Below are 12,021 nucleotides of genomic sequence, written 5' to 3'. Positions count from 1 at the left end.
CGACCAGCACGACGTCATCAGGCCGAGCCGGTCGAGCGGCGGCCAGCGGCGTTACTCGCGGCGAGACATCGTCGTCGTCCAGCACGTGACCCGCATGGCCGAAGAGGGCATGACACTCATCGCCATCCGCCGCATCCTCGAGCTGGAGCGCGAGGTGGCCAGGCTCCGCCAGGAGCTCAAGGAGACCCGCGCGCGCCTGCGCGATCGGGAGTGAGCGAGGGCGCGCACCCCGCGTCAGGTGCACCGGGGCGCGTACCCGCGTGAGGCGTGCGGGGCGCGTACCCTCGTGACGTGCACAACACCAGATACGCGCCCTCCGGCATGGTGTGCAGCGTCGACCACCTGGCCTCGGCCGCCGGGCTGACGATGCTGGAGCGTGGCGGATCGGCCGCCGACGCGGCCATCGCCACCAACGCCGTGCTCGCCGTCGTCGCACCGCACATGTGCGGGCTCGGCGGCGACCTGTTCGCCCTGGTCCACGAGCCTGCGCGCGGGGGCGGGGCGAGCGCGCTCAACGCCTCAGGACGGGCGGGATCCGGCGCGGATCCCGCCCGCCTGCGTGCCGAGGGCCACGTGCGCATGCCGCACCTGCACGACATCAGGTCCGTGCCGGTGCCCGGCTGCGTCGACGGCTGGACGGCGCTGCACGCCCGCCACGGCCGCCTGTCGCTGGCGGAGCTGCTCGCGCCCGCGATCAGGCTGGCCGATCACGGGTTCCCCGCCTCGCCGCTGATGGTGGCCGGCGCCGTGAACGCGGCCCGGCGGCCCGGCGGCTCCGACTTCGCCTCCGTACGCGCCGCCGGCGACCGCGTGACCAGGCCCGGCGTGGCCCGCGCGCTGCGGGCGGTGGCCGAGCGCGGCAGAGACGGCTTCTACCTGGGCGAGTTCGGGCAGGGCCTGGTCGAGCTGGGCGCCGGCGAGTTCACCGAGGGCGACCTGGCCGCGCCGGGCGCCGACTGGGTCGAGCCGCTGAAGGTGCGCGCGTTCGGCCACGACGTCTGGTCCATGCCGCCCAACTCGCAGGGCTACCTGCTGCTGCGCTCGCTGGCCATCGCCGAGGGCCTCGACCTGCCCGCCTCGCCGCGCGATCCCGCCTGGGCGCACCTGCTGGCCGAGACCGCCAGGGTCGCCGGGCACGACCGGCTCGACGTGCTGCACGAGGCCGCCAAGGACCTCCTCGACCCGGCCGAGACGGCCAGGCGGCGGGCGCTCGTCGATCCGGGCTCGCGGCTGCGGCTGCGGGTGCCGTCCGAGCCGGGCGACACGACGTACCTGTGCGCGGTCGACGCCGACGGCATGGGCGTCTCGCTCATCCAGTCGAACGCGGCCGGGTTCGGCAGCATGGTGTTCGAGCCCCGTACCGGCATCAACCTGCACAACCGCGGCATCGGCTTCTCCCTCAAGCCCGGCCACCCCGCCGAGTACGGCCCCGGCAGGCGTCCGCCCCACACGCTCGCCCCCGCGCTGATCACCCGCCGCGACGGCACACTCAGAGCGGTGACCGGCACCATGGGCGGCGACGCGCAACCCCAGATCCTGCTGCAGGTCATCACGCGGCTGCTGCTGCACGGCGAGGAGCCCGGGCAGGCCGTCTCCGCGCCGCGCTGGCGGCTGGGCACCGGCGGCACCGGGTTCGACACCTGGGACGCGCCCGACGACGCCGTCCTCGACCTGGAGGAGGGCGCGACCTGGGCCGACGGGCTGGCCGCCCTCGGGCACCGGGTGGCGGCGCTGCCGTACGGCAGCTCGTTCGGCCACGCCCACCTCATCGAGGCGCGCGCCGACGGCATGCTGGCCGGCGCCGCCGACCCGCGTTCCCTGGTCGGCTCCGCGATTGGACGCTGATCGTCCGGGTAGCGAGCCACACCATGGCTACGGACGTCATCACTCTCATCACGCAGGACCACAGGGTCGTGGAAGGCATCTTCGACAAGCTCAAGAAGGGGCAGGGCGACCAGAAGGCGCTCGTCTCCGAGCTGCACGCCCTCCTGATCGCGCACGCGCGCGCCGAGGAGGACCGCGTCTACCCGGGCATCGACGCCCACCACAGCGTCGAGGAGCACAAGGAGGCGGAGGTGCTGCTCGACTCGCTGGTGCGGGCGCAGCCCGGCACGGCGGAGTTCGCCAAGGCGCTCGACGACCTCATCGAGTCGATCAACCACCACGTCGAGGAGGAGGAGACCAAGCTCCTGCCCGAGCTGAAGAAGGTCTCGGACGCGAAGGAGCTGGAGCGGCTCGGCAAGGCGTTCCAGCAGCGCAGGGCCGAGGAGCTGCAGGCGCTCGGCGCGTCGTCCGGCGGGTCGTCCGGCGGGTCGTCCGGCGGGTCGTCCGGCGGCTCGGGCGAGCCCACGAAGGCCGAGCTGTACGAGCAGGCGCAGCAGGCGGACATCCCCGGCCGCTCCCAGATGGGCAAAGAAGAGCTGGCCCAGGCCCTACGGGAGGCCAAGTCCTAGGATTCCGGCCCGCTCCATGGGTAGGGGGCGCATATGACCGAAACACCTCCGAACCGGCACGGCATGGCGGACGAGCAAGAGATCGAAGTCACCGAGTGGACCGACGATCTCGGCCTTCACCATGAGGTCGTCGACGACGACCCGCAGCGCAGGGACACACTCGACGAGCGTTTGCGGCGCGAGGCGCCCGAGCGCCTGCACGAGCCCCGCCCCAAACACCGGCTGACGCAGCCGGACGAGGGGCTGGAGCCCGACCGTGAGGACGAGGAGATCGGCGCGGAGTACCTGGACGACAACGACGACATGTCGGCGGAGGAGCGGGCCGTCCGCATCGACCCCGACGAGAATCTCAGGTGAGCCGCGCCAGAGCGGGCAGGAGCGCATGCAGGTCGTCGGCGAGCACGTCGGCGGCCTGCGCTTCCGGCCGGTCGGCGTGCAGGTAGCCCCAGGGGCCGCGGCGCAGCAGCGCCGTGCGCATGCCCGCCGCGGCCGCCGGGAGCACGTCGTTGTCGAGCCGGTCCCCCACGTAGAGGATCTCGGCCGGCTCGCGGCCGGCGACCGCCGCCACCTTGGCGAAGAAGCCCGCCTCCGGCTTGGAGACCCCCCATCCGTCGGAGGTGTGCACGGAGTCGGCCGGCAGGTCCATCGCCACCAGGGCGTCGTACGCGCGGCGCGGCTGGTTGCCGGCGATGATGACCTGGTATCCGGCCGCCCTGATGGCCGACAGGGCCGCACGCACGTCGGGGTAGAGGTCGTCGGCGTCGAAGTGGTTGCGCAGGCCGTCCGGGTCGTCCCGCTCCCAGGCCGCCTCCTCGGCGTCGAGGTCGATGCCGGGCCGCAGGATCCGGAAGGCCTCGCGGTGGTGGCGGTCGAGCGCGGCCATCCCGCCGAGCACCCCCATCAGCGTGAAGTGGTCGACGCCCAGGCGCTCGGCCCACCGCGACCAGATCCGCTGCTCGCTGATCAGCGTCTCGCCGACGTCGAACACCACTGCCTTGATCATCGATCCCCCTGCTCGCACGTTTCACCTCATCGGTCCGGCCAGCAGCCGAGACCGGACGAAACACCTGTAAGGGGGATCTTTTCATGCAATCCGAGCGTGACGCGAAGGACCGCCAGCTCGACGAGCACCGCGTACCTCTCGACGACCACACCATGACCACCGACCAGGGCATCCCGGTCGACGACACGGACAACTCGCTCAAGGCCGGCACCCGCGGGCCGACCCTCATGGAGGACTTCCACTTCCGCGAGAAGATCACCCGCTTCGACCACGAGCGCATCCCCGAGCGGGTGGTGCACGCCCGCGGCTCCGGCGCGTACGGGATCTTCGAGCTGTACGAGCCGCTCGGCGAGTACACCTGCGCCGAGTTCCTGAACGACACCTCCGCGCGGACGCCCACCTTCGTGCGCTTCTCCACCGTCGCCGGCTTCCGCGGCTCCGCCGACACCGTACGCGACGTGCGCGGCTTCGCCACGAAGTTCTACACCGGCCAGGGCAACTTCGACATCGTCGGCAACAACATCCCCGTCTTCTTCATCCAGGACGGCATCAAGTTCCCCGACTTCGTGCACGCCGTCAAACCCGAGCCGCACTGGGAGATCCCGCAGGCGCAGTCGGCGCACGACACGTTCTGGGACTTCGTCCAGCTCCAGCCCGAGTCGCTGCACATGGTCATGTGGGTGATGTCCGACCGGGCGATCCCGCGCAGCTACCGGATGATGCAGGGGTTCGGGGTGCACACGTTCCGGCTGGTCAACGCCCAGGGGCAGGGGACGTTCGTCAAGTGGCACTGGCGGCCCAGGCTCGGGACGTACTCGCTGGTGTGGGACGAGGTGCTGCGCATCCAGGGCAACGACCCCGACTTCAACCGCCGCGACCTCTGGGAGGCGATCGAGCGGGGCGCCTACCCCGAGTACGAGCTGTGCGTGCAGCTCGTGCCCGAGTCGCGCGAGCACGACTTCGACTTCGACCTGCTCGACCCCACGAAGATCATCCCCGAGGAGCAGGTCCCGCTGCGGCCCATCGGCAAGATGACGCTCACCCGCAACCCGCAGAACTTCCACGCCGAGACCGAGCAGGTCGCCTTCCACACGGCCAACGTCGTGCCCGGCATCGACTTCACCAACGACCCCCTGCTCCAGGCCAGGAACTTCTCCTACCTCGACACCCAGCTCCTGCGCCTCGGCGGCCCCAACTTCACGCAGATCCCCATCAACCGGCCGATCGCCCCCGTACGCAACGACCAGCGCGACGGCTTCCACCAGCACCTGATCCACGAGTCGCGCACCAGCTACGCCCCCAACTCCATCAGCGGCGGCTGCCCGCCGCCCGGGACGGCTACCGGCACTACCAGGAGAAGGTGGAAGGCACCAAGATCCGCCGGCGCAGCCCCAGCTTCGAGGACCATTACAGCCAGGCCACCCTGTTCTGGAACAGCATGGCCGACTGGGAGAAGCGGCACATCGTGGCCGCGTTCCTGTTCGAGCTGGGGCACGTCGAGCGGCCGCCCATCAAGCAGGCCGTGGTCGCCCACCTCGGCAGAATCCATCCCGACCTCGGGGCGGCCGTCGCGCAGGGCCTCGGCCTGCCCGCGCCCGGCGGCGGCCAGGTGCACTCCCGCACCTCCCCCGCCCTCAGCATGACCGGCCAGCCCCGCAGCGTCGCCACCCGCAAGATCGCCATCCTGATGGCCGACGGCACGGACGCCGCCGCCGTCACCACCCTGCGCCAGGCCCTGGAGGGCCAGGGGGCCGTCTGCGAGATCGTCGCGCCCCGCGAGGGCACGCTCGGCGGCCTCCCGGTGGACCGGCAGCTCAGCGCGGCCAGCTCCGTCCTCTACGACGCGGTGGTGGCCGCCGACGGCGCCCTCCTGTCCGCCTCCGCCCGGGCCGTGTTCTTCGTCCTGGAGGCCTTCCGCCACGGCAAGGCGGTGGGGGCCGTGGGGTCGGGCCGGCAGCTCGTGGAGGCGGCCCGGCTGCCCAACGACGTGGGGGTGATCGTCGGGGACGACATCGCCACCGCCTTCGCCGAGGCCGTGGCCGGGCACCGCTTCTACGACCGGGACGTTTCCGGCGTGCCCGCCTGAGCCCTTCACCGGCCGCTTCCGCTGCGAGCGGAGGCGGCCGCTTCGGTCGCTATGGGTGATGACCCGGTGACATACTTAGCGTACCCGTTCGAACACGAAGGGACAGATTCGATGGTAGCCATGGCGATCGAACCTCCGGCGACCCAGCCCGAGCCCCCCGAGCCCATGCTCCGCACCGCAAGAGAGTTGTTCGATGTCCTGCCCCCCCTCCCCGGCTTCCGGGTCGAGGTCATCGAAGGGAACCTGCTAGTGAGCCCAGTCGGCAGCCCCGAGCATTCCTGGAGGGCCGCTGACCTGCATGACGCCCTCTTCCCGCTGCGCAAGGAGCGCGGCTGGAGCGGGTCACCTCAGGGGCCGTCCATCTGCATCGAAGGCCCCCGAGACTCGTTCTCTCCGGACTATGTGCTGACCCCGCCCGACTGCAGCCGGTGGGGCGATGAGCTGCTGTCGTCCGGCGTCATCATGGCCGCCGAGGTCGTCTCGCCCACCAGCACCCTCGCCGACCGCGTGACCAAGCCGCGGCTCTACGCGCTCGGCCGGGTCCCGGTCTATCTGCTGATCGATCCGATCGCCGAGCCGCCGGCCGTCACCGTCTACAGCAACATCCAAGACGGCAAGTACTGCACGACCACCTCGGTGGCGCTGGGCAAGCGCATCCACCTGCCCTCCCCCATCGACTTCGAGCTCGACACCTCCATGATCAGGGTGTGAGCTTCTCCAGCGCCTTCGCGATGCGCTTCTCCGACACAGGGGTGGGGGTGCCGAGCGTCTGGGCGAAGAAGCTGACCCGCAGCTCCTCGATCATCCACCGGATCTCCACCACGTCCGGGTCCCCGCGCCGGGCCGGATGCAGCCGCTCCAGCACGTCCCGATAGTCGTCCTCGACCTTGTGCACGCGGTCCATCCACTCCTGGTCGCGCCACGGCTCCTCGGGGAGCTTGGTGAGGCGGCGGTCGATGGCGCGGATGTAGCGGAGGATGTCGGAGAGGCGCTGGTAGCCGGTGGCCGTGACGAAGCCGGCGTAGACGAGCTTGCCGAGCTGGTCGCGTACGTCGTCCGTCGCCGCGCTCGGCCGCAAGGCGTCGAGGCGGACGTTCGACTCGTGCCAGACGCTGAGGATCTGCTCCACCTTGGCCAGCACGTCGGCGGCCGTGTCGTACAGGTGGGCGCGCACGTGCTGGTAGAGGCGGTCGAAGCCGACCGGGTCCCAGGCGGGGCCGCCGGCGTCGCGCATGAGCTTGTCGACGGCGGCATTGACCACGTCGTCGAACAAGGCCACGGCCCCGCCGTGGGGGCTGCGTGACAGGGCCAGCTTGGCCTGGTTGGACAGGCCGCCGAGCAGCGACTTGGCGGGGTTGGTGACGTTGAGCAGGAGCAGGCGGCGCACGCCGGGCCAGTGGGAGCGGCGCTGCTCGGCCTGCGTTTCGAAGATCTTGATGGAGACCGAGTCGCCCGCGTCGACGAGGGCCGGGTAGCCCTTCATGCGGCCCTGCTCGAAGACCTTGGGCAGGGTGCCGAAGCTCCAGGTGTGCAGGCCGGTCTGCTCCAGGTCGTCGCCGGCCTGGGAGAGCGTCTGGCGCAGGCGGGGCGCGAGGCGGCGTTTGAGCGCGTCGAGGTCTTTGTCCTCGGCGACGGTGCGCTTGCGCTCGTCGATCACGCGGTAGGTGATGCGCAGGTGGTCGGGCACCTGGTCGAGCTGCCAGGCGTCGCGGGGCACGCGGATGCCGGTCAGGCGCAGCAGCTCGCGTTCGACGGCTGCCAGCAGCGGCTCGGCGCCCTGCTTGACGCCGGCGAGCACCTGCTTGGCGTAGTTGGGGGCGGGCACGAAGTTGCGGCGCAGGTGCTTGGGGAGGGAGCGGATCAGGGCGGTGATCAGCTCTTCGCGCAGGCCGGGGATCTGCCAGTCGAAGCCGTCGGAGGTGACCTGGTTGAGCACCTGGAGGGGCACGTGCACGGTGACGCCGTCGGCGTCGGCGCCCGGCTCGAACTGGTAGGTCAGCTTCATCCGCTGGCCGAGCTGTTTCCAGGTGTCGGGGTAGTCGCGGGTGCTGACGTCGGCGCCCTCGTTGACCAGCATCTCCGGCGAGAACGTGAGCAGGTCGGGCTGCTCCTGCCGGGTCTTCTTCCACCAGGAGTCGAAGTGCCGGGCGGAGACGACGTCGGCCGGAACGCGCTGGTCGTAGAAGTCGAACAGGGCTTCGTCGTCGACGAGGATGTCGCGGCGGCGGGCGCGGTTCTCCAGCTCCTCGACCTCGCCGAGCAGCCGGCGGTTGTCCTTGAGGAACTGGTGGTGGGTGTCCCAGTCGCCCTCGACCAGCGCGTGCCTGATGAACAGCTCGCGCGACAGGTCGGGGTCGATGCGGCCGTAGTTGACCTTGCGGCCGGTCACGATCGGCACGCCGTAGAGGGTGACCTTCTCCAGGGCGATCACGGCGCCCTGGTTCTTCTCCCAGTGCGGCTCGGAGTAGGTGCGTTTGACGAGGTGCTGGGCGAGCGGCTCGACCCAGTCGGGCTCGATCTTGGCGTTGACCCGGGCCCAGAGGCGGGAGGTCTCGACGAGCTCGGCCGACATGATCCACTGCGGCTGCTTCTTGGCCAGCGCGGAGCCGGGGAAGATGGCGAAGCGGGCGTTGCGGGCGCCGAGATACTCCTGGATGGGGCGGCGGCCGTCGGCGCCGCGCTTCTCCATGACGTCCTTGACGCCGATGTGCGACAGCAGCCCGACGAGCAGCGACACGTGCACGTGGTAGGGGTCGGCCGCGCCGCTGCCGGGCTGGACGCCGAGCGACTGGCGCAGCTGGCTGTAGATGTCCTGCCACTCGCGCACGCGCAGGTAGTTGAGGAACTCCGCCTTGCACAATCGGCGGAACGCGCTGGACGACAGCTCCTTCTGCTTGTCGCGCAGGTAGTTCCACAGGTTGACGTAGGCCATGAAGTCGGACTCGGGGTCGGCGAAGCGCCGGTGCTTCTCGTCGGCCTGCTGCTGCTTGTCGGCGGGGCGCTCGCGCGGGTCCTGGATGGACAGCGCGGCGGCGATCACCATGACCTCGCGCAGGCAGCCGTTCTTCTCGGCCTCCAGCACCATGCGGCCCAGGCGCGGGTCGACGGGGAGCTGGGCGAGCTTGCGCCCGATGGGGGTGAGCTTGTTCTGGGCGTCGAACGCGCCGAGCTCGTGCAGCAGGTTGACGCCGTCCTTGACCTGGCGGCGGTCGGGCGGCTCGACGAACGGGAACGCCTCGATGTCGCCGAGCCCGATCGAGGTCATCTGGAGGATGACGGAGGCCAGGTTGGTGCGCAGGATCTCGGGGTCGGTGAACTCCGGCCGGCCGAGGAAGTCCTCCTCCTCGTACAGGCGGATGCAGATGCCGTCGGACGTGCGTCCGGAGCGGCCCTTGCGCTGGTTGGCGCTGGCCTGCGAGATCGGCTCGATCGGCAGGCGCTGCACCTTGGTGCGGTGGCTGTAGCGGGAGATGCGGGCGTAGCCGGGGTCGACGACGTACTTGATGCCGGGGACGGTGAGCGAGGTCTCGGCGACGTTGGTGGCCAGCACGATGCGGCGGCCGGTGTGGCGCTGGAAGACGCGGTGCTGCTCGGCGGCGCTGAGGCGGGCGTAGAGGGGCAGCACCTCGGTGTTGCGGAACTCGGCCTTGGCCAGGGCGTCGGCGGCGTCGCGGATCTCCCGCTCGCCCGACAGGAACACCAGGATGTCGCCCGGCCCCTCGCCGATCAGCTCGCGGCAGGCGTCGACGATGCCCTGCGTCTGGTCGTCGTCCTCCTCCAGCGGGCGGTAGCGCACCTCCACCGGGTAGGTGCGGCCGGAGACCTCGATGATCGGCGCGTCGTCGAAGTGGCGGGAGAACCGCTCGGGGTCGATGGTGGCGCTGGTGATGACGACCTTGAGGTCGGGGCGCTTGGGGAGGAGCTGCTTGAGGTAGCCGAGGATGAAGTCGATGTTGAGGCTGCGCTCGTGGGCCTCGTCGATGATCAGCGTGTCGTACTGGTCGAGCATGCGGTCGTTCTGCAGCTCGGCCAGCAGGATGCCGTCGGTCATGAGCTTGACCAGGGTGCGGTCGCTGGCCTGGTCGGTGAAGCGGACCTTGTAGCCGACCACCTCGCCGAGGCCGGTGCCGAGCTCTTCGGCGATGCGCTCGGCGACGGTGCGGGCGGCGATGCGGCGGGGCTGGGTGTGGCCGATCAGCCCGCGCACGCCCCGGCCCAGCTCCAGGCAGATCTTGGGGATCTGCGTGGTCTTGCCGGAGCCCGTCTCGCCGGCGATGATCACGACCTGGTGGTCGCGGATGGCCTCCAGGATGTCGTCTTTACGCTGCGAGACCGGCAGGTTTTCTGGATATCTCACTACTGGTACGGCCTCGCGGCGCCGTACCAGTCGTTGCTCGGCCCGCTCCACGTCGGCCAGGATCTCCGCGACGATCTTGTCGCGGGCGTCACGGGAGCGCACGCGGCGCATGCCGTCGAGCCGGCGCCGCAGCCGCCGCTGGTCGCGCGGCATGAGCTCGGGCAGGCGAGACTGGAGGTCGGCGAGTGGAGAGGACAACGAAGGCGTTCCCATACTGCTTTCAGGATATTTGAGCCCCGCATCGCCGGAGCCAACCGCCCATGGTGCCTGACGCGCCCGCCGCGCGCATCCCAATATCGCCCGTGTCTCAGCGATCGTGAATCGTGATCACGTAGCCCTCGGGGCCGGCGAAGCTGAACGTGCGGCCGAAGGGGCCGTCCACCGGCGGGCCGACGATCGGCACGCCCGCCGCCTGGAGCTCGTCGTGCAGCTGCTGGGCGTCGCCGGCCTTGAGCCAGAGCGCCACGCCGGTGCCGGGCCGCTCGGGCAGGTCCACGCCGGGCAGCGGCTCGCGGACGGCGAAGGGGATGGGCTCGGTGGCGAACACGACCGCGCCCGGCGGGCTCGCCGGGGCGCGCTTGAGGCCCAGGCGCGTCTCGAAGAACGCGGCGGCCTGCTCGACGTCGCGGACCTGCAGCGCGACGAAGTCGATTCCGGTGACGGTCATGATGCCCTCGTTTCGATGTCAGGGTTTTGACATAGGAGAGCATATGTCAGAATTCTGACATGACGCAAGACGATGTGTACCGGACCGTCGGCTACCAGCTCAAGCGGGTGCAGGCCGCCCTCAGGGCCGCCATGGACGCCGCGCTGCGCGCCCACGGGCTCACCACGCCGCAGTACGCGTGCCTGGAGATGCTCGGGCAGCGGCCGGAGCTGTCGAACGCGGAGCTGGCGCGCGGGGCGTTCGTGACGCGGCAGTCGATGAACGTGGTGCTGCGCAACCTGGAGGAGGCGGGCCTGGTGTCGCGGCCCGCCACTGCTCCGTCGGGGCGCGCGCTGCCGACGCGGCTCACGGAGGCGGGGGAAAGGGTGCTGGAAGCGGCCAGGGCCGACGTGCTGGCCGTCGAGCGGCGGATGACGGCCGGCCTGGACCGGGCGCAGGCGGAGGTGCTGCTGCGGCAGCTCGACGCCATGGCCGAGGCCCTGGCCGGCTCGGACGGCTGACCGCCCGGGCGCATGACACGCGCCCCGGGCTATCCAGCGGCAGACGTCAGTGGACGCGCTGCATGCGGCTCGCGGCCGCGTGGGCGGCGCCGATGATGCCCGCCTGGTTCTGCAGCGCGGCCGGCACCACGGGCGTGTCCAGCCGGACGTACGGCAGGAACTTCTGCGCCTTCTTGCTGACACCCCCGCCGATCACGATCAGCGACGGGGAGAACAACATCTCGACGTGACGCAGGTACTCCTCCACCCGCTCCGCCCACTTCTCCCAGCTCAGGTCGTGCTTCTCGCGGGCCCGGTCGGAGGCGTGGTGCTCGGCCTCCTTGCCGTTGAGCTCCAGGTGCCCCAGCTCGGTGTTGGGGACCAGCTGCCCGTCCACGAACAGGGCGCTGCCGATGCCCGTCCCGAACGTCAGCACCAGGATCGTGCCCGTCCGGTCCCGTCCCTCGCCGAAGCGGACCTCGGCCAGCCCGGCGGCGTCGGCGTCGTTGAGCACGGTGGCCCCGCCGAACAGCTGCGCCGCGTCGACCCCGATCCAGGAGCGGTCCACGTTGGCGGCCGTCTTGATCACCCCGTTCACCACGACCCCGGGGAAGGTCACCCCGACCGGGCCGGTCCATCCGAAATGGCGGGAGATCGTGTCGATCACCGCGGCCACCTTCTCGGGGGACGACGGCTCGGGAGTGGGGATGCGGAGCCGCTCTTCCAGCAGCTCACCGGCCTCTGTGTCGACGGGCGCGCCCTTGATCCCGGAGCCGCCGATGTCGATGCCCAGCACGTTCATGACTGTCTATCTTCCCCGCAGACGCGAATAACTCTATTTCTGGCCCGGCTGAACCCCGCCTCCTCCGTCCGCGTATCTCGCGTCACAAGCGCTAACTAGGAGGCAACGGATGCGGCCACGCATCATCACACTCTGCGCTGTTGCGGTCGTTCTGGGAGCGACTCTCACCTCTCC

At 70.7% G+C, this 12,021-nt stretch carries 10 protein-coding genes and 1 pseudogene; 7 read left to right on the top strand and 4 right to left on the bottom strand.

The window, feature by feature from the left end; all coding sequences use genetic code 11:
- The 4 genes from KIS93_RS14660 to KIS93_RS14645 all read left to right on the top strand — a co-directional run.
- The coding region (locus tag KIS93_RS14660; protein ID WP_186404231.1) for a MerR family transcriptional regulator at nt 1-214 on the top strand (214 nt) is incomplete at its 5' end.
- Between the two features lie 77 nt (nt 215-291).
- On the top strand, nt 292-1,845 hold the full coding sequence (locus tag KIS93_RS14655; protein ID WP_080036188.1) for a gamma-glutamyltransferase family protein: 1,554 nt from the start codon (nt 292-294) through the stop codon (nt 1,843-1,845).
- A 23-nt stretch (nt 1,846-1,868) separates the two neighbouring features.
- Complete coding sequence (locus KIS93_RS14650) at nt 1,869-2,453, top strand: hemerythrin domain-containing protein (protein ID WP_080036187.1); 585 nt, start codon at nt 1,869-1,871, stop codon at nt 2,451-2,453.
- A 33-nt stretch (nt 2,454-2,486) separates the two neighbouring features.
- On the top strand, nt 2,487-2,810 hold the full coding sequence (locus tag KIS93_RS14645) for a DUF5709 domain-containing protein (RefSeq protein WP_230465914.1): 324 nt from the start codon (nt 2,487-2,489) through the stop codon (nt 2,808-2,810).
- Here KIS93_RS14645 and KIS93_RS14640 read toward each other — a convergent pair.
- Entirely contained in the window at nt 2,803-3,456 is a 654-nt protein-coding gene (locus tag KIS93_RS14640; RefSeq protein ID WP_080036185.1) for an HAD family hydrolase, read from the bottom strand. The genes KIS93_RS14645 and KIS93_RS14640 overlap by 8 nt on opposite strands.
- Before the next feature lie 83 nt (nt 3,457-3,539).
- On the opposite strand from KIS93_RS14640, the pseudogene KIS93_RS14635 reads away from it, so the two are divergent.
- Nucleotides 3,540-5,542, top strand: a pseudogene (locus KIS93_RS14635) (catalase).
- A 120-nt stretch (nt 5,543-5,662) separates the two neighbouring features.
- Nucleotides 5,663-6,253, top strand: coding sequence for a Uma2 family endonuclease (locus tag KIS93_RS14630; RefSeq protein WP_246005282.1), 591 nt, complete (start codon nt 5,663-5,665; stop codon nt 6,251-6,253).
- On the opposite strand, the gene hrpA is transcribed toward KIS93_RS14630, so the two are convergent.
- On the bottom strand, nt 6,243-10,112 hold the full coding sequence (gene hrpA / locus KIS93_RS14625) for an ATP-dependent RNA helicase HrpA (RefSeq protein WP_080036183.1): 3,870 nt from the start codon (nt 10,110-10,112) through the stop codon (nt 6,243-6,245). The two genes, KIS93_RS14630 and hrpA, sit on opposite strands and share 11 nt — an antisense overlap.
- Nucleotides 10,113-10,206: 94 nt before the next feature.
- Nucleotides 10,207-10,566 carry a VOC family protein gene (locus KIS93_RS14620; protein WP_080036182.1) on the bottom strand — a complete coding sequence of 120 codons (360 nt, stop codon included), beginning with the start codon at nt 10,564-10,566 and terminating at the stop codon, nt 10,207-10,209.
- A 59-nt stretch (nt 10,567-10,625) separates the two neighbouring features.
- Here KIS93_RS14620 and KIS93_RS14615 point away from each other — a divergent pair, with 59 nt between their 5' ends.
- Complete coding sequence (locus KIS93_RS14615) at nt 10,626-11,066, top strand: MarR family winged helix-turn-helix transcriptional regulator (RefSeq protein WP_080036181.1); 441 nt, start codon at nt 10,626-10,628, stop codon at nt 11,064-11,066.
- Between the two features lie 46 nt (nt 11,067-11,112).
- Here the strand turns inward: KIS93_RS14615 and ppgK are convergent, their stop codons facing one another.
- Complete coding sequence (gene ppgK, locus KIS93_RS14610; protein WP_080036180.1) at nt 11,113-11,847, bottom strand: polyphosphate--glucose phosphotransferase; 735 nt, start codon at nt 11,845-11,847, stop codon at nt 11,113-11,115.
- Nucleotides 11,848-12,021: the final 174 nt, after the last annotated feature.

Source organism: [Actinomadura] parvosata subsp. kistnae (assembly GCF_900323885.1).
Lineage (GTDB): Bacteria > Actinomycetota > Actinomycetes > Streptosporangiales > Streptosporangiaceae > Nonomuraea > Nonomuraea composti.
The sequence above is the reverse complement of the archived record's forward strand: the minus strand, read 5'-3'. Positions and strand labels throughout refer to the sequence as shown.

What these genes read in the sequence shown, in the direction of transcription:
- KIS93_RS14650 (WP_080036187.1), top strand. Translation starts at nt 1,869, where the DNA reads ATGGCTACGGACGTCATCACTCTCATCACGCAGGACCACAGGGTCGTG.
- KIS93_RS14645 (WP_230465914.1), top strand. Translation starts at nt 2,487, where the DNA reads ATGACCGAAACACCTCCGAACCGGCACGGCATGGCGGACGAGCAAGAG.
- KIS93_RS14640 (WP_080036185.1), bottom strand. Translation starts at nt 3,456, where the DNA reads ATGATCAAGGCAGTGGTGTTCGACGTCGGCGAGACGCTGATCAGCGAG.
- KIS93_RS14630 (WP_246005282.1), top strand. Translation starts at nt 5,663, where the DNA reads ATGGCGATCGAACCTCCGGCGACCCAGCCCGAGCCCCCCGAGCCCATG.
- hrpA (WP_080036183.1), bottom strand. Translation starts at nt 10,112, where the DNA reads ATGGGAACGCCTTCGTTGTCCTCTCCACTCGCCGACCTCCAGTCTCGC.
- KIS93_RS14620 (WP_080036182.1), bottom strand. Translation starts at nt 10,566, where the DNA reads ATGACCGTCACCGGAATCGACTTCGTCGCGCTGCAGGTCCGCGACGTC.
- KIS93_RS14615 (WP_080036181.1), top strand. Translation starts at nt 10,626, where the DNA reads ATGACGCAAGACGATGTGTACCGGACCGTCGGCTACCAGCTCAAGCGG.
- ppgK (WP_080036180.1), bottom strand. Translation starts at nt 11,847, where the DNA reads ATGAACGTGCTGGGCATCGACATCGGCGGCTCCGGGATCAAGGGCGCG.